This is a genomic window from Mixta tenebrionis, from assembly GCF_006517625.1.
Lineage (GTDB): Bacteria > Pseudomonadota > Gammaproteobacteria > Enterobacterales > Enterobacteriaceae > Mixta > Mixta tenebrionis.
In genome coordinates, this window is the sequence record NZ_VHQI01000006.1 from 95,463 (window position 1) to 112,743 (window position 17,281).

At 58.0% G+C, this 17,281-nt stretch carries 15 protein-coding genes; 3 read left to right on the forward strand and 12 right to left on the reverse strand.

What is annotated here, in order from left to right:
- Positions 1 to 92: 92 nt before the first annotated feature.
- From yhjD to FKM52_RS11350, 8 genes are all read right to left on the reverse strand, one after another.
- Positions 93 to 1,100 (reverse strand): inner membrane protein YhjD, encoded by a 1,008-nt coding sequence (yhjD, locus tag FKM52_RS11315; protein WP_141176286.1) that lies wholly within the window; start codon positions 1,098 to 1,100, stop codon positions 93 to 95.
- A gap of 55 nt (positions 1,101 to 1,155) precedes the next feature.
- Complete coding sequence (locus FKM52_RS11320; protein ID WP_141176287.1) at positions 1,156 to 2,055, reverse strand: LysR family transcriptional regulator; 900 nt, start codon at positions 2,053 to 2,055, stop codon at positions 1,156 to 1,158.
- Positions 2,056 to 2,442: 387 nt separating this feature from the next.
- Positions 2,443 to 3,294, reverse strand: coding sequence for a PhzF family phenazine biosynthesis protein (locus tag FKM52_RS11325; protein ID WP_141176288.1), 852 nt, complete (start codon positions 3,292 to 3,294; stop codon positions 2,443 to 2,445).
- Between the two features lie 157 nt (positions 3,295 to 3,451).
- The gene (locus FKM52_RS11330) at positions 3,452 to 5,851 is read right to left on the reverse strand and encodes a phosphoketolase family protein (protein ID WP_141176289.1); all 2,400 of its coding nucleotides are present in this window, start codon (positions 5,849 to 5,851) and stop codon (positions 3,452 to 3,454) included.
- A gap of 203 nt (positions 5,852 to 6,054) precedes the next feature.
- On the reverse strand, positions 6,055 to 7,659 hold the full coding sequence (gene mqo / locus FKM52_RS11335; RefSeq protein WP_141176290.1) for a malate dehydrogenase (quinone): 1,605 nt from the start codon (positions 7,657 to 7,659) through the stop codon (positions 6,055 to 6,057).
- A 357-nt stretch (positions 7,660 to 8,016) separates the two neighbouring features.
- The gene (locus FKM52_RS11340) at positions 8,017 to 8,412 is read right to left on the reverse strand and encodes a YgiW/YdeI family stress tolerance OB fold protein (protein ID WP_141176291.1); all 396 of its coding nucleotides are present in this window, start codon (positions 8,410 to 8,412) and stop codon (positions 8,017 to 8,019) included.
- Between the two features lie 48 nt (positions 8,413 to 8,460).
- Positions 8,461 to 8,856, reverse strand: coding sequence for a YgiW/YdeI family stress tolerance OB fold protein (locus tag FKM52_RS11345; RefSeq protein WP_141176292.1), 396 nt, complete (start codon positions 8,854 to 8,856; stop codon positions 8,461 to 8,463).
- 182 nt (positions 8,857 to 9,038) lie between these two features.
- Positions 9,039 to 9,281, reverse strand: coding sequence for a DUF1158 family protein (locus FKM52_RS11350; RefSeq protein WP_141176293.1), 243 nt, complete (start codon positions 9,279 to 9,281; stop codon positions 9,039 to 9,041).
- 1,142 nt (positions 9,282 to 10,423) lie between these two features.
- Here FKM52_RS11350 and FKM52_RS11360 point away from each other — a divergent pair.
- Both FKM52_RS11360 and FKM52_RS11365 read left to right on the forward strand, forming a co-directional pair.
- Positions 10,424 to 11,347, forward strand: a complete 924-nt coding sequence (locus FKM52_RS11360; RefSeq protein WP_141176294.1) for an alpha/beta fold hydrolase — start codon at positions 10,424 to 10,426, stop codon at positions 11,345 to 11,347.
- Complete coding sequence (locus FKM52_RS11365) at positions 11,340 to 12,731, forward strand: hypothetical protein (RefSeq protein WP_141176295.1); 1,392 nt, start codon at positions 11,340 to 11,342, stop codon at positions 12,729 to 12,731. The genes FKM52_RS11360 and FKM52_RS11365 overlap by 8 nt, the downstream gene beginning before the upstream one ends.
- Positions 12,732 to 12,812: 81 nt before the next feature.
- Here the strand turns inward: FKM52_RS11365 and FKM52_RS11370 are convergent, their stop codons facing one another.
- The 4 genes from FKM52_RS11370 to FKM52_RS11385 form a co-directional block, all read right to left on the reverse strand.
- Complete coding sequence (locus FKM52_RS11370) at positions 12,813 to 13,289, reverse strand: YciE/YciF ferroxidase family protein (protein ID WP_141176296.1); 477 nt, start codon at positions 13,287 to 13,289, stop codon at positions 12,813 to 12,815.
- A 296-nt stretch (positions 13,290 to 13,585) separates the two neighbouring features.
- Positions 13,586 to 13,750 carry a con-10 family general stress protein gene (locus FKM52_RS11375; RefSeq protein WP_038629516.1) on the reverse strand — a complete coding sequence of 55 codons (165 nt, stop codon included), beginning with the start codon at positions 13,748 to 13,750 and terminating at the stop codon, positions 13,586 to 13,588.
- Positions 13,751 to 14,367: 617 nt separating this feature from the next.
- Positions 14,368 to 15,297 carry a nucleoside hydrolase gene (locus FKM52_RS11380; protein WP_141176297.1) on the reverse strand — a complete coding sequence of 310 codons (930 nt, stop codon included), beginning with the start codon at positions 15,295 to 15,297 and terminating at the stop codon, positions 14,368 to 14,370.
- Between the two features lie 122 nt (positions 15,298 to 15,419).
- Positions 15,420 to 16,568: an acetyltransferase domain-containing protein gene (locus FKM52_RS11385; RefSeq protein WP_141176298.1), complete on the reverse strand. Its 1,149-nt coding sequence runs from the start codon at positions 16,566 to 16,568 to the stop codon at positions 15,420 to 15,422.
- Positions 16,569 to 16,896: 328 nt separating this feature from the next.
- Between FKM52_RS11385 and crcB the strand changes: the two genes are divergently transcribed.
- Complete coding sequence (crcB, locus tag FKM52_RS11390; RefSeq protein WP_141176483.1) at positions 16,897 to 17,274, forward strand: fluoride efflux transporter CrcB; 378 nt, start codon at positions 16,897 to 16,899, stop codon at positions 17,272 to 17,274.
- Positions 17,275 to 17,281 lie beyond the last annotated feature (7 nt).

Consider the following 17,281-nt stretch of genomic DNA (forward strand, 5'->3'; position numbering starts at 1 on the left):
AGTGAGGGGTTAGTTATTCATGCTGGGCGTTGGCTGAATTTTGCGCACGACGCGGCATATTTCGCTATTGTGCCGCGCCGTGTGCGCTTCGCTTACTTTTTCCGTCGCAGGTTAAGCGGCGGATCGTTTTCATAATCGGCGGTAGCGATCCAGGCGGCGCAGAACAGCGTCAGGCGGGCAAAGAAGTAGAAGAACGCCATCAGCCCCAGTACCGAACCGAAGGCGGCGCCGGAGGGCGACGAGGCGAGCTTGGGCAGCGTCAGGGTCATGATGAACTTGATCGCCTCAAAGCCGATTGCCGCCAGCAGCGTGCCGCGCAGCAGCGCTTTTTTATGCGGGCGATGGCGCGGCAGAATCCAGAAGATCCACAGAAACAGCAGGTAGTTAGCGAAAATGGAGATCGACAGCGCGATCAGCGTCATCGCCGGCCGCAGCCATTCGATATCCTCCAGCCCCAGCGCGCGCACGATCGCCGCCTGCGCCGCGCCGGCAATTGAAGTTAGCGACAGGGTAATAATCAGCGCCAGCACCAGCCCGGTCAGAGAAATAAAGTCGCGGGTATATTTGAAATAGATCTTCTCTTTGTCCTGGGCGCCGCGCTCCCAGACATCGCGCGACTGGGCGCGGATCGCCTCGCGCAGGTTGCCCATCCAGCTGATGCCGGAATAGAGCGCCACCAGCAGACCGGTAATGCCTACCGTGGTGCGCTGTTCAACGGCGGTATGCACGGTATTTTTTAGCGTGCTGGCCAGCGTGGGATCGCTGATGCTGTTAACGATGCGCTCAATCAGTTCGTTCAGCAGCATCGGATGGGAGGCCAGCACAAAACCGACGGCGGCGAACGACACCATCAGAATCGGGATCAGCGACAAAAAAGAAAAATAGGTAATGGCGGCGCCGAACTGGCTGCCGAGGCGATCGGTAAAGCGCTCCCCGGCGCGAATAAAGTGCGCCACCGCCGGAATCGCCCGAAACCAGCTGACAAAGCGTGAAACGCGGCTGAGCGAACGATCGACTGTATGATTGCCGGTTTTAATTTTAATCAGCGGCTTATCTTCTTGCTGCCGCTGTTCAGGGGGCTGCGCATGTTTTTCCGTCATGAACCGGACTCATCCTTCTGTTTTATTACGTCAAACGCTCATTATAGCCGCGCCGTCACGCGGCGTACTCTTTCATTACCTGCGTTAGCCACTCCATAAATACCCTGACGCGCTGCGTCAGGTTGCGGCGGTGCGGCCAGAGCAGCGACAGCGGCAGCGGGCGGGCGCAAAAGTGGGGCAACACTTCTACCAGCTGCTGGTTTTCCAGCAGCGGCTGCACGCCGTAACGCGGCGCCTGAATAATTCCCAGCCCGGCCAGGCAGGCGTGGCGGTAAGCGGGCGTGGCGTTAACGGTCAGCGCGCCGCCGGTCTGAATAAAGTGGCTGCGCTGGCCGTCATAATACTCAAAACCTGCCGCAGGGGCGCCCAGCTGCTGGCTGTAATGCACCATCGCATGCTGCGACAGATCCTCCAGCCTGAGCGGCATCCCGAAGCGCATCAGATAATCGGGGCTGGCGCAGTTGACCATCGCCAGCTGGCCCAGCGAACGGCTCATCAGGCTGGCATCCTGACGCTGCCCGATACGCACCACGCAGTCAAATCCTTCACGGATAGCGTCTATCTGGCGATCGCTGCTGCTTAGCTCCAGTTCCAGGCCGGGATAGTGCTGTAAGAAATGGGGCAGCCTGGGAATAATCATATCGGTTGCCAGCGTGACCGGCATATCTACCCGCAGACGACCGCTAAGCGTGGCTGGCTCGTTCTGAAACAGCGCGTCCATCTCATCCAGCGTCGCCAGTACGTCGCGGCAGCGTTCATAGTAAATCAGCCCGTCCTGGGTGAGCTGAACGCGACGCGTGGTGCGGTGCAGCAGGCGCGCGCCCATGCGCTCTTCCAGCGCCTGCACCTGTCGCGATACGCTGCCCTTCGGCTGGCCCAGGCTTTCCGCCGCGCGAGTAAAGCTTTCCATCTCGGCGACGGTAACGAACACCTTCATTGCGTGAATTTTATCCATCTTCAAACCCGTTTGTTGCCGTAATGGTGACAATGAGGCGCTGTGAAGCTTCTTTATTAACTAAAATTAACTCAATATGCTTGTTTTTCACCCGCTGGCAAGAGAGTTATCGATAAAAGGTTAATAAAATCACGTTAATTACCGGTAACAGTGCGCTTTCAGCGGATACAGCAGAGGAAAATCGGCGCAAAATGGCGGCGGCGGCGCTTTTAGCCGGCGGCGTCGGGGTAAAAGGGGTAGCAGAGGAGAGGCGGCGGCAGAGGGAGAAAATGCGGCAGCTGCCGGCCGCCAGCTGCGGGTATGGCTGCTGCTGACGCTTGCCGCGCTAACACCGCCGGCGCAATCAAACGTCCGGCGGTACAGGCGCCAGGCTGGCCGCCGAAGCGCTTAAACCGTCAGGGTACCGTCAATCAGCGTGGCGGTGCGGCCGCCGATCCAGATAGCTTCCTCGCGGAAGCGTACGCTGATGCGTCCGTCACGCCGGATAACGCTGCCCTGCCGCGCCAGATAGTCGTGCGGCCGCCCCTGCGCCGCCAGGTAGCGCGCCAGGCAGGCATTGGCGCTGCCGGTTACCGGATCTTCGGTCAGCGCGCCCTGTTCCACCAGCAGCCCGCGCACTTCCCAGGCGACCGCGCCGTCGCTGGCTGGACCAAACGGCATCAGGCCGGTAACTGACGCATCCGCCAGCAGCTGCGCCAGCCGCGGCACGTCGGGGCGTATATCCAGCACCGCCTGCGCCGAACTCATCGGCACCAGCAGCCAGCGAATACCCATATCGACAATAGTGACCGGCTGCTGCATATCAAAAGCCTCGCTGTTGAGCGCGGCGGCGAGGCCGGGATGCTGCCACGGCGTCAGCGTCGCCTGCGGCGCAGCAAAAGCCAGTTCGCCGCTCTCGCCGATGGCGATATGCACCAGTCCGACGCCGCACTCCTGCACCAGACGGCCCGGCGTTTTCGGCCGCCGTCCCGCCTCCAGCAGCGCGTGGGCGGTGCCCAGCGTCGGATGGCCGGCGAAAGGCAGTTCGCCTTCAACGGTGAAAATGCGCACCCGATAATCGGCTGCGGGATGCCGGGGCGGCAGGACGAAGGTGGTTTCGGAAAGCTGGGTCCAGCTTGCGATGCGTTGCATCTGGGCGTCGCTCAGGCTGCTGCCGTCAAGAATCACCGCCAGTGGATTACCGCTCAGGGGCGTGGTGCTGAATACATCGACCTGCTTAAAAGGAAGCGTGGCTGCCATTATCGTCTCACCGTTGAGAAACAGAGATCTGATTAGTAGGCGTTCCTGCTGTTAAGGTCAATGGGGTGCCGATGAATAACGTTCAGGGCGTTTAACGCTGGCGCCGGACGCTAGCGAAGTAAAGCAGGGCGGCCCCCCGTAGCAGGCCGCCTGCGGATTACTCCGGCGCGTTGCCGCTGCCCTGCTGCGACGGCCATTTCCAGTTACGTACTTCCGGTACGTCTTCGCCATATTCGCGCACGTAGCGGTGATGTTCAGCGATTCTCTCTGCAAGATCGTCGAGAATTGAATCCGCTTTACCCTGCAGCGCGGGCACGCGCAGGATCGCCTCCTGCGCCAGATGATAGCGATCCAGCTCGTTCATCACCGTCATATCGAACGGCGTAGTGGTAGTGCCTTCTTCCATAAAGCCGCGTACGTGGAAATTACGGTAGTTATTACGTCGATAGGTCAGCCGGTGAATCAGGCTGGGGTAGCCGTGGAAGGCGAACACGACCGGACTGTCGCTGGTAAACAGCTGGTCGAACGCCTCATCCTCCATGCCGTGCGGATGTTTATCTTTGGTTCGCAGCGCCATCAGGTCGACCACGTTTACCACGCGCACGCTCAGATCGGGCAGGTACTCACGCAGCAGATCCACCGCCGCCAGCGTCTCCATGGTGGGGACATCGCCGGCGCAGGCCATTACCACATCGGGCTGCCGGCCCGGCTGTTCATTGCCCGCCCACTCCCAGATGCCCATGCCCGCTTCGCAGTGCTTAATCGCCTGATCCATCGTCAGCCACTGCGGCTCCGGCTGTTTACCGGCAACGATCACGTTGATGCGATCCCAGGTTTTCAGGCAGTGATCGCCCACCCACAGCAGCGTATTGGCATCCGGCGGCAGATAGATACGCACAATATCCGATTTCTTATTCGCCACGTGATCGATAAAGCCGGGGTCCTGATGGCTGTAGCCGTTGTGATCCTGACGCCAGACGTGCGAGGAGAGCAGGTAGTTCAGCGAGGAAACCGGCTCGCGCCACGGCAGCTTGCGCGTTACCTTCAGCCATTTTGCGTGCTGGTTAAACATCGAGTCGATAATATGGATAAAGGCTTCGTAGCAGTTAAACAGGCCGTGACGCCCGGTAAGCAGATAACCTTCCAGCCAGCCCTGACACTGATGCTCGCTAAGGATTTCCATTACCCGGCCATCGGGCGCCAGCTGTTCGTCATAGTCGCGCACCTCTTCCATCCAGGTGCGGCTGGTAACGTCAAATACCTTGCTGAGGCGGTTAGAGGCCGTTTCATCCGGGCCGAACAGGCGAAAGTTATCTTGATTAAGCTGGAAGATGGCGCGCAGATACTCCCCCAGCACTTCGGTGGACTGCACCTGTTTTTCGCCTGGCGTGGCGACATCAACGGCAAAATCGCGGATATCTGGCGTCTTCAGCTCGCGCCGCAGTCGGCCGCCGTTGGCGTAGGGCGTGGCGCCCATGCGCTTAGCGCCCTGCGGCGCCAGCGCGCGCAGTTCCGGTTGCAGCCGTCCCTGCTCATCAAACAGATCTTCCGGCTGATAGCTGCGCATCCAGTTTTCCAGAATCTGGCGATGCTCATCGTTTTCGCGACAGGAGGAAACCGGCACCTGATGCGCGCGCCAGAAATCTTCCACTTTTTTGCCATCCACCCTTTGCGGGCCGGTCCAGCCTTTCGGGCTGCGCAGGATAATCATCGGCCAGCGCGGAATCGGCTCCGACGTTTCGCCGCGCCGCGCGCGCTGCTGATAGTCGCGGATTTTATCGCAAGCGTTATCCAGCGCCCTGGCCATCAGCTGATGCATCTTCTCTGGCTCATGGCCGCAGACGAACAGCGGCTCATAGCCGTAGCCGCTGAACAGCTGATGCAGATCTTCGTCGCTGCTGCGCCCCAGCAGCGTCGGGTTAGCGATTTTATAGCCGTTGAGGTGCAGTATTGGCAGCACCGCGCCGTCGCGCGCCGCGTTCAGGAATTTGATGCCGTGCCAGCTGGAGGCGAGCGGGCCGGTTTCCGCCTCGCCGTCGCCGATAACGCAGGCGGCGATCAGATCGGGATAGTCAAACACCGCGCCGAAGGCGTGCGACAGCGAATAGCCCAGCTCGCCGCCTTCGTTAATCGAGCCTGGAGTTTCCGGCGCGGCGTGGCTGGGAATGCCGCCGGGAAAAGAGAACTGCTTAAATAGCCGCTGCATTCCCTGCGCATCTTCGCTGATATCGGGATAGATTTCGCTGTAGCTGCCCTCCAGCCAGGTATTGGCAACCATCCCCGGCCCGCCGTGTCCGGGGCCGCAGATATAGATCATATCGAGATCGCGCTGGCGGATAATGCGGTTGAGGTGCGCATAGATAAAATTAAGCCCTGGCGTGGTGCCCCAGTGCCCCAGCAGGCGCGGCTTGATATGTTCTGCTGTTAGCGGCTCGCGCAGCAGCGGGTTATCCATCAGATAAATTTGCCCGACCGACAGATAGTTGGCGGCGCGCCAGTAGCGATCGAGCAGGGCGAATTCTTCGGCGGCGTTCGTTGTTGACGTTGGGAGCGTCATGTTTCCCCTCCTGTGACAGCAATCACAACTACGGGACCAGCCCGCAACGGAATTTATTACTCCTTAAACCTAATAGAAGAATGCCCTATCAGCCAAAAAAGCGGCGCTTTTAGGGATTTTTACCTGGAACTGCTGCGGAGGGGACGCTGCGCTAATAAAAAGAGCGGCATCGCTGCCGCCCTGAGGGGATAGTGCTGAGACGCCTATTTGCCCATTACGGCGGCGGTATGCGTCGGCTCGTCGTTGGCGGCCGCCGGCGTCATCGGCGTGTAGTCCAGCTGCAGAATGCGGCTGGTTTCCGCCAGTTCACGCTCGGTCGCGCTGATATTGCCGTTCAGCTTCTGGCCGAGCGAAGGAATCAGCTCTTTCAGCTTCGCCTGCCATTCCGGCGTGGCGAATTTTTCCTTAAACGCTTTTTGCAGCAGGTTCAGCATAATCGGCGCGGCGGTCGAGGCGCCCGGCGAAGCGCCCAGCAGCGCGGAAACGGAACCGTCCTGCGAGACGATCACCTCGGTGCCCAGCTGCAGCACGCCGCCTTTTTTGGCGTCTTTTTTGATGATCTGTACGCGCTGGCCTGCCTGCACCAGACGCCAGTCCTCTTTTTTCGCCTGCGGGAAATAAGCCTGCAGCGCTGCATAGCGATCGTTGTCGCTCAGCATCAGCTGGCTGAGCAGATATTTCACCAGGTTGAAGTTGTCTTTACCTACGCAGAGCATCGGCAGCAGATTGCTGGGGGTGATAGATCCGAACATATCCCACAGCGAGCCCTGCTTGAGGAATTTGGTGGAGAAGGTGGCGAACGGTCCGAACAGCAGCACCGGCTTGCCGTCCAGCACGCGGGTGTCGAGGTGCGGCACCGACATCGGCGGCGCGCCGACGGAAGCTTTTCCATACGCTTTCGCCAAATGGCGTTTCACTACTTCCGGGTTTTCGGCTACCAGGAAAGAGCCGCCCACCGGGAAACCGGCATAGTTTTTCGCTTCCGGAATACCGGTTTTTTGCAGCAGCGGCAGCGCCGCGCCGCCCGCGCCGATAAACAGATATTTCGCGTTAACGGTTTTCAGCGCGCTGCCGTTCGTCAGATCGGCCAGCGTGATCTGCCAGCTGCCGCTTTCGTTACGCTGAATTGCACGCACTTCGTGACCGGTGCGCAGCCTAAAGCCGGGCTTTTTGCTCAGCGCAGCTACCAGCTGACGCGTAATCTCACCGAAGTTTACGTCGGTGCCGATGTTAATGCGCGTTGCGGCGACGCGCTGCTGCGGATCGCGTCCGGCCATCATCGCCGGCGCCCATTTGGCAATCTGCTCGCGATCTTCTGAGTACTCCATGCCGCGGAACAGGGTGCTTTTTTGCAGCGCTTCATAGCGTCGGCGCAGGAAACTGATATTGTCGTCGCCCCAGACAAAGCTCATATGCGGAGTGGTGTTGATAAAGCTGCGCGGATTGCGCAGGGTGCCTTTCTGCACCAGGGACGCCCAGAAACGGCGGGAGACCTGAAAGGATTCGTTGATCTCAACGGCTTTACTGATATCGATCGCGCCGTTTTTTTCCGGCGTATAGTTCATTTCTGCCAGCGCGGAGTGACCAGTACCGGCGTTATTCCAGCCGTTTGAGCTTTCTTCCGCCACTTTTCCCTGGCGCTCTACCATCTCGATAGTCCAGTCCGGCTCCAGCTCCTGAAGATAAGTGCCCAGCGTGGCACTCATGATCCCTCCGCCGATGAGCAGTACATCGACGTCCTTTTCCCCTTCTGCAGCTGCATGCCTGCCATTCACAGACAGCGTTGAAGGTAATGCTGATTTACGCATGAGGCGACATCTCCGTCCGTTGATGACTCAACGGTAATTGCAGGTGAAAGAGACCGTCTTCTTTCAGGCGGGTTACCCTCTTTCCATAAACATCTGAAATAAACCCGGTATAACCATACTAAAAATGCAGGTTAACTGCACGTTATATGTACCGCATGAAATATAACATTTTCGCAATAAAATTGAATAAATTGTTTAAAAATTAAAAGCTGGTTAAGTTTTAACCAGCATAATGAGATGTAGCTCACAGGACGTATGTTAAAGATGTTAAGAGAGTGTAGGGCTTACTACAGCAGGAATAGCAGGTAAGCGTTCCCTTACTTTGGCCTCTAAGGGAACGCGAAACAGGCGGGGAAATTACAGCAGGTAGAGCTTTTCGACTTTCACCAGTACGCGCTTGTTATGATGACTTACGGTACCTGTTACCGCGATTAAATCATCAGGTTTGACCTGCTGGCCTCGCCAGACATCATCGTCGATCTGCAGCTGCGCCGTGCCCGATCGATCGCGCAGCTGCCAGGTTTTAGCGCCGCTCTGGCGGATAATATTACCCTGTAGCGTGACCGTATCGCCGCTGGCAAGCTGCGGAAGCTGCTGCGCGGCGGTGATCTGCTGGTTATCGGTCACGGCGCGGTAGCCGCTCTTTTGATCTGCCGGCGGCGGCGCGCTGCCGTGCGGATTAAAACCGCCGTCGGCGGCGAAAAGCGGGGCGGTAAGCAGAACCGCCAGCGCAAGCGTCAGCATTTTCTTCATCTTCGCCTCCCATGCTCTCCGCCGGTTGGACGGAGAGCAGGTGTTTACTCAGGGTACGCCCAGCTGTTCAACGTCAATCCAGCGGCGTTTACCATCGTGGCGCAGGCGGCCGTTCAACCGCACCTGATCTTCGGCGTCGTAGGTTTTTCCGTCAAATACCTTTTTCGGGATCACCAGATCGATATTATCTTTCGCCCGATCGCGTAGCTGATAGCTCTGCTCGCCTTTTTGCCTGACGATATAGCCTTCCAGCGTGACCCAGGCGCCGTCGCGCATGGTTTTCACCTGGCTAATGGGCGGGGAGGTGGTGTCTTCGGTGCCTTTATAGCCGCTGTCCTGGTTACGCGGCGGCGTTTCGCCGCTTTTATAACCGCCCGCGTCTTCGGCAAACACGGGCAGCGTAAACAGAGCGATCAGCGCGGCAACGGTAAATTTTTTAACCATAGCTTCTCCTTAATAATGGTCCTTTCAGGCCGGTACACCGGGCCTTATCCGTTAATAAGCCTGGCACAGACTGATTAAGTTGTGCGGATTCGCAGCAAAAGGGCGCGGATTAGTCGCTACAGGCTGGGCGGCGGCGCTATCAGGTTGCCTGACAATATGAAAACAGGCCGTACGCGCAGAGGTTATACCTGCCCGAAGCGGCGCCAGAGAAAGCGGATGATAAAAAACTCAATGATGCCCAACAGTAGAAACCACAGGCAGAGAACAATGGTATAGAGCTGGCCCAGATCGCTGAAGTGGAACAGCGACATCAGACGGGCCGAAAGCTGCGGGCCGAGCGCGGGCGCGGGCAGCAGCAGCGCGGAGAGAAAGCCCAGCAGTAAAATACTCAACGGCGCCAGCCAGTTTTCGAAGGTAGATTTCATAATGGTTAAAAAATAGTAACAAAGCAGAGGGCCATTCTCCGGCAATTGGCGCGTCGGTTCAACGCTTCGCGCCGCAAAGCCTGAGAGAACGTTATTTCACGATATAAATTAATAGCAGGGGCTAAGTAATAAATATGTGTAAAGCAAATTCCGTGCACGCTTTGTTAAAAAATACTTTTGGGCAATGACGGATGATGCCTCATTGAGCACCGGGGGCGTCCTGTTTTACCTGAAGAGGCCGCAAATTTTTTAAGTGAGTATGCCGCCGCGCTAAAGGTCGATATGACCATTTCCATTTCAACCAATATTTTCCGCGCGAAGGCGTACCGTTCCTTCCTGCCAGACGCTATCCTGCCCGCCTTTATGCGCACAGCACATCACGCGCCGCAGCCGCTAACCGTAGCGATGTTAATCGCCAGCGCTGCAGCGGGGCGCTCAGGCGACTACGTTTTTTCTGCGCCGCTAACATATCCAATAAAAAAACCGCCCGGTAAGCCAGGTTTAACCAGATGATTTTAAAAGTAAAGTTTCCTGTACTCTTCCCGTTTTGAACGGAAGCAGGCGATTAACCGCTGTTTAAGAATAAATTTTCATAAATGTGCGAAATTTTGTGATCTACCTCAAGAAAATATTGAAGCTGGCAGCGACGCTGGTTATAATTTTTGTTGTAATTTTCAACAAAATTTTAGCAGGTCATCGATTATGAAAAAGTTTTTCCGGTATGTATTTCATGCTTACGTTGAAGCCTTTAAGCATGTGCCGCCGGGCGCGCTGAACTAACGGCGCTGCCGACAGCAAACCCTCGATAACCGCGGCCAGGGAACGCCGATGGTTATCAAACTCCTGTTATTCTCCTGCTTCATCCTCTTTTTTCCCAACGCTGATGTTTATTACAGCTGCGCGCAGACGTTCAGAGTACGAGTGCGGGCTGCTGACGAGCCGTTGCTAACCATCTTGTCCGGCACGCCGGCAAAACAGCGGTGCCGGGCCGCCTGCGCTGTCACTCTCTTTTTCTCCTAAATAGCTATTGTTGATAGCCGCCGCACAGTTTTGTCACTCTGCCCGCCCGATGGCCCGGCAGGTAAGGCGAAGCGCCATTTAGCACCTAAACTTAGCGGGTATCCTTACTCTGAGGGCAGCTGATGAAGAGAATATCCCGGCGGCGCGGGCCAGATCACCGCGTACTTCTTCTCGGTATGGCTGCCGCCGCAGCCGGAAGCGCGCTGTTTGTCAGGCAGTGGCGTAAATGGCAGCAGACGCCGCCAGTCGGCATCCACAGCCACCAGGCGGGCCTGGCGGGCTACTATCAACAGATCGGTCCGTGGCGCATGTTTACCCGCACCACGCCGGAAACGCGCCCCGGCCTGCCGGTGGTGCTGCTGCATGGCCTGGTGCTCTCCGGGCGGGCGATGGAGGATCTGGCGCTGGCGCTTGGCTGGGAGTATCGCGTGCTGGCGCCCGATCTGCCCGGCTTCGGCGGCAGCGCCTTTCCCGCATCGCAGCCGGTGCTGGATGTCGATCGGCTGGCGGAAGCGCTCTGGATGTGGATGCAGCAAAACCAGCTGTCGCGCGCGATCTTCGTGGGCAACTCATTTGGCTGCCAGGTACTGGCGGCGCTGGCGGTGGCGCATCCTGAGGCGGTCGCCGGGCTGGTGTTACAGGGGCCGACCGTCGATCGCCGCTGTCGTTCGTTGCCGCGCCAGCTGTGGCGCGAATGGCGCAACGGGCGCCGTGAGACGCATCGCTCCTCCGCCGCGCTTAGCCGCGTTGATTACGCTAAAGCTGGCGTCTGGCGCGCTTTCGCCACCATGCGCGCCATGATGCGCGATCGTATTGAGCAGCGCCTGCCCTATATCCAGGCGCCGACGCTGGTGGTACGCGGTTCGTTTGACGTGGTTTCGCCGGCGCGCTGGGTAGAAGAGATCGTCGCCCTGCTGCCGCACGGGGAGTTGATGACGCTGCCGCAGGGCACCCATTCGCTGCACTATGTCTACCCGTGGAGCTACAGCCGCGCCATTCGTCCCTTTATTGCCCGTGTGCAGAAGGAGCAGGAAAACCATGAGTAAACCTCCTCGCGGCATCGCCCGCTATGATTCTGCGGTGGCGATGGTCACGGCGTTAAGCAATGCGCTGCATCAGCGTCCGTTCAGCAGCCCCAGCCAGTCGCCGACGCTGGACCGCGTGCTGCCCGCGCTGAATCTGTTGCCCGATCGTATGCGTGAGTGGAGCTACGCGGTGGGCGGTATGACGGAAGGCGTCACCCTCAATCAGCTACAGCAGCTGGATATTGAAGGGATCGCGCGCTGGATCGCCGCCCGCTATCCGCAGCAGCATTATCCGGCGGTATTTGTCGGCGCCTCTAACGGCGCGATGGTGCATCTGGCGGCGGCGATGGGCGTACCCTGGCTGCCGCAGACTTTCCTCTGCCCGGTGCGTTCGCTGCATAACGATCCCGATAATGCGCAGGAGGGAATGGCGAACGGCAAGCCGGCGACCGATGCGCTGCTGGCTACTTCGCCGCATATCGCCGTGCACCAGATGCAGGATCCGAATCAGGGCCGCCTGATGCTTGAGCAAATCGCCTGGTTTTACCTTAAGCACCGTAAGCTGCCGCTGGAATACAGCGAATTTTTATTAAGCGCGCTGCCGCCGGGCGGCACCCTGGTGATCAACCACTGCACCCAGCAGTGGCCCGCCACCCGCACCAGCGATCGCTCGTTTTACCAGTTCGGCGCGCCGGGCGGCGCAACGGAGCAGGAATATTTTCAGGGCGGGTCGCGGGTGGCGGAACATCTGGCGCGCTATGGGCGCGATGAGGAAAAATGGACGCCGCCGACGCCGGACGTTATCGTGCCTGAAGCGGAATGGGGCTTTGACGCGCACCTGATGGCGGAACTGAAAAAGCTGGCCAATACCCAGGGCTGGAAGCTGGTAGAGCTGCGCTATGAAAACCCTGAAGCGCTGAGCTTCGTCACCGCCGAAATTTATCGCGACTGGTATATGTCCGCCGGCGTCATCGCTTCGCGGCTGGTGGTGGATAGCTTTTTACTGATGGATCCCTGGACCACTATCCAGCAGCGCGCCATTCCTTTCTGGCTCTCGTTCTGCACCGAGCCTTCCGCCAATTCGCTACAGCGCTACCTCGATCGCCAGCCGCCGTTCCGCAATATCGATCTGATGCTCTTTTCACACGGAACCGAGAGCATCGGTATGGCGCCTGTTGAACGCTGGCAGCAGTTATTAAACTATGCCAGCGATGAAGGCGCCTTTGTCGGCGTCGATGTGGAACGTTTTCCGCGTGATTTTGCCGCGCTGTCGCGCTTCGATCGTGAATTACAACAGCGGGCGCCGCTATTGCCGCCGCCCGAAGCGCTCTCTACCGCTGCTTTTCTGGCCGGCGTACAGCGCTACGGTGATAAATTCCAGGTAGAGTGTTTACGGCATAATTAAGCGTGGGTGACGCCCAGGGGGGAATAAGAGAGGAGAAAAGCGGTGGGGAGGGTCAGGCCGCGCGGCCTGACCTGAAAACCATTACTGCGTTTTTTCTGCGATGATGGTCAGCTTCTCATCGGTCGCTTTCTCTTCTTTCAGCGTTTCTTCCAGCAGGCGCGCCGCTTCTTTATAGCCCAGCTTCAGCGCCAGCGCGCGTAGCGTGCCGTAAGCGGCGATTTCGTAATGTTCCACTTTCTGCGCCGCGCCGATCAGGCCGGCATCGCGTACCACGCCTTTTTCAACGGATTCAATGATTTCCTGCGCTTCTTCCACCAGGCCTTCCAGCGCATGGCACTTCATGCGTTTGATGCGCGCTTCAGGCGTGGCTTCAACCAGCTGGTCGAGGCGCTCGATTTGACCCTGGGTTTCTTCCAGATGAGTTTTAAACGCTTCGATAAGTTTTTCATCGGTAGCAGCGCGCGCCATTTTTGGCAACGCACGGCTGATTTGTTTCTCAGCGCTGTAAACATCAGAGAGATCGTGAATAAACAGGTCTTCCAGCGTCTTAATACTCATAATTGACTCCATAACCAAAGGGATTAATTTATTAATTAAATATGTCAGGGCAGAGTGCCCTGTTAATTCAAGTATAGACAAGAATAATTAAGTGCAATGGATGAAATGCAGCTTTAAGACTCATCCGCACCTTACCGCTTCGGCTGTTTTAAATAGCAGCGGAGCGCTATGGTTATTAGCGCCTGAAAAGCGGCTGGCGGCGGATAAAAAAACAAGAGCGACAAATGAGATTTCCCGCAGTGCGGCATGCACACTGCGGGTTGAGCTAAACTTACCGGCGGCTGCCCGCGCTAAGATTAGCTACGGCGGCTGTTCTGACCGCCTTTTTTGCCTGCTTCAGAAGCTTTTTCACGGTCATTTTTAAAGTTGCCGCCGCTCTGCTGGCCGCCTTTCTTACCTGCTTCAGACGCCTTCTGACGATCTTCTGCAAAGTTACCTGAACCACCACGATGCTGAGTCATATTATTTCTCCTCGTGTGAGTTAACAGCGTGCATATATTTATCAGTGGGGGGAGATAAATATATGCGCATCCAACGCTTTTAAATCTAGCGGGTGCGTATGGCTTTGCAAGCGCGGCCCAGCGAAAAGATTTTCTTATGACCGGAAAATATAACTTAAGTTGGTGTGGCGTAACGATAAAATGAAAATGTTATATTTTATTAATGATGCGTAAAATAAGCGAATGCGTCGCGCCGGCGTTTTTATTGAAGCTTCCCATAAAATTAATTATAAGCCAGGAATATTCTTAAGAAAAAATCTTTCCGTTTCGTTTAATCTCTGCTTTAAGAACGAAGCAGCACTGACTTACTGTAACGGAGGAGAGGTCTGATGCAGACGACATGGTTACGATCCCGCGAGTTTCCTCACTTAGGGGCGTTCATCGTGTTGAAGAAGGGCAAGGCTGCGTGGCTGCTGCTCCACAGCGGGGGAGCGATGTTGCGCTCTGCGCAGTGGCTACAGCGCCATCGTCACTCCTTTGAGCCGGTAGCCGGACCGGGCCGGAAGCAATAGCCATCGCCAGGCGCCGCGCGGCGCCTTCTCACCGGGCGGACGGTTTTCCCGGTTTATTACGGCCGCTTACGCCGCCTGCCGGCGCAGCGTTTGTAGAAAGTGCGCCTGCGCCGCCGCGGCGTCCACGCCCAGGCAGATCTGCTGCGCCGGGCAGCCGGCAAAGGCGTTGTCGCGTGATGCCAGCGAGGTTAGCTGGCGCTGGGTCTGCCCGCTGGCGATCCCTTCGCTGATGACCCGTATCGGCGCGCGTACGGTGCGAAACCAGCCGGGATTTACCAGCCAGCTGATGGTTAGGGTATCGTGCAGCGCCATACCTGCGAAGCGCTCTTTTTGCCGGCTGTAGTCAAGGTAGCTGCGTGAAATCGCTTCCAGCACCGGCTGCTGTAAGGTGCGGATTGCCTCGCCGCTGATTAACACCTGATGCGTAACGTCCAGCGGCACCAGCACTATCGGCAGCGCCGAGGTTAGCACCTGATCGGCGGCGTGCGGATCTTTCCAGATATTAAACTCGGCGAAAGGCGTAACGTTGCCCGCGTGTCCGTCGGTGCCGAACGCGCCGCCCATAATCACCAGCTGTTTGACGCGCGCCGCGATTTCCGGCGCCTGGTTGATGGCGCTGGCGATATTGGTCAGCGGGCCGATCGCCACCAGGGTAATTTCGCCGGGGCGGGCGTTAACGCTGCGAATAATAAAATCCACCGCGTTCTCCGCCTCGCTGCTGAAATGATTGCTGAACACGCCGCCCAGCCCGTCGGCGCCGTGTATCCATGTCGCGGGCGGCGTCGGCGCCTGCGCCAGCGCGCGTGAGCAGCCGCGCAAAATCGGCGCGTCGATTTGCATCTTATGGCAAAACAGGCGGGCGTTTTTTACCGCCTGCTCTACCGCCACGTTGCCGAAGACGGTAGTGATGCCCAACAGCCGCTGGGTTTTGGCGGCATAGGCCAGCGCAAAGGCGTCATCGACGCCGATATCGGTATCCAGAATAATGTCGTGCACTGCGTTCTCCAGGAAAGAGCTTTGGTGGCTTCAGCATCCGCCATCCGGCAATGGAGGGCAAGAAACCGGGTTTCCAGCCGGGCGCTTTCTCGTTTCGGCCCCGTTTTCCTGCCGTCGCCAAATCAAAAATATTTCAGCCAGCGGAGATCGCGCCTTCGCTGTTTCAGCTGGCCAAAGGCGCGCACCGGCCACCACAGCAGCAGCGCTAACAGCAGCGTCATCAGCCAGAGCTGCCAGACCGCGTTAAAGCCGAACCAGTCGCCCTGATTTTTTCCCCAGCAGGCTTCGGCGGCCAGATAAAGCCCTTTTAAAACGTACAGATGCAGCAGGTAGAAGAACATCGGCGCTCCGCCGAAGGTCGCCAGCCAGAGGAGCGCGCGGCGTCCCTCCGCGCGCTCAAACAGCGCCAGCAGCGCCAGCCCCAGCGCCAGCGTCAGGCAGAGAAACAGCAACGACGGCGGATATTTAGTGATATTGAAAAAAGCCATCGCGCTTTCGCCGAAGGTCGCGCCCGCCTGCCACGGTTTCTCGCCGTAACCGTTCAGCAGGCGCAGCAGCACAAACAGCCCCAGCAGACCGGCGGCGGCGGTAAGCAGCGCGCGGCCTCTCGCGGCGGGAAGGCAGCCGGGCCGCCAGAGCTTTCCGGCACAGTAGCCTGCGACGATAACGCCGATCCACGGCAGCAGCGGGTAAGAGGTGCGTATACGCAGCGCATCGCCTGCTGCAATCCAGCTGCGATCGTGCAGAATCGCCCACGGCAGATGCCACAGCGAATCTGGCGCCGCATGCAGGTCGTCGAGCAGATTATGTCCCGCTATCAGCAACAGGCTAACGGCCGCCAGCGCCCGCAGCGGCAGCCAGAGCAGGGCGCTCAGCGCTACCATGCTCAGGCCGATGGCCCAGATAACCTGCAAATAGAGCGTTTCCGGCGGAAAGCGAAAGGTCCAGGCGAAGTTAACCAGCGTCAGTTCCAGCGCAATCAGCACCAGCCCGCGCTTGAGTAAAAAATGAGAAACGGCTTTACGGCTCTGTTTTTTCTGCTGGTAAAGCGCCGCCGACAGGCCGGTAAGAAAAACAAAAACCGGCGCGCACAGGTGCGCCAGAGTGCGGCTGATAAACAGCGTCGCCTCAGTCGTCGCCACATCGATCGGATCGGCCAGCTGCTTATGCAGATAAAAGGTTTCGCGCACGTGATCCAGCAGCATCAACAGCACCACCAGCCCACGCAGCGCATCAACCGCCTGTAAACGTTGTACCAGCTTAACGGACATATTCCTTCCCGGAAGTAAGAAAAAATATGTTATAACATAACAATTGCCGTCAACTCAACGTAATACCGCCCGCGTCGAAGCGCGCAGCATTAAACCCCCGAAATTAAAGGGTTACGCGCAGCGCCCGGCTGCACTATTGTCTGCCATGTCCGCCATCGCTACACTACGCCCTTAAGGCGATGGCGCTCTACCTTTCCCAACCGCTCCTTTCCAGGGCTGACGCTGCCTGACGCGACAGATAAAGGTGCGGCGCATGTCAGGAGCACAGGCGTTTTCGCCGAGCGGCCTGCCCCGTTAAATAATCATCTTCTGTTGGGTTGCTACGATGATGCTGAAATCGATGCTGGCCGTAATGTTCGGCGGCGCCGCAGGCTGTACGCTGCGCTGGTTAATCTCTTTACGCTTTAACGCGCTGTTTCCTAATCTTCCTCCCGGCACGCTGCTGGTCAATCTGGCGGGCGGGCTAATCATCGGCATGGCGACCGCCTGGTTTATGAAGCATCCGCAGCTTTCGCCGGAGTGGAAGTTGCTGATCGTCACCGGGCTGTGCGGCGGCCTGACCACTTTTTCCACCTTCTCCGTAGAGATAATGACGCTGATGCAGGGCGGAAAATATCTCTGGGCGCTGGGGCATATGCTGATACATGTGGTCGGTTCGCTGCTGATGACCTTTGCCGGTTTTCTGCTGGTCACGCTGCTCGGCTAAGAGCGAT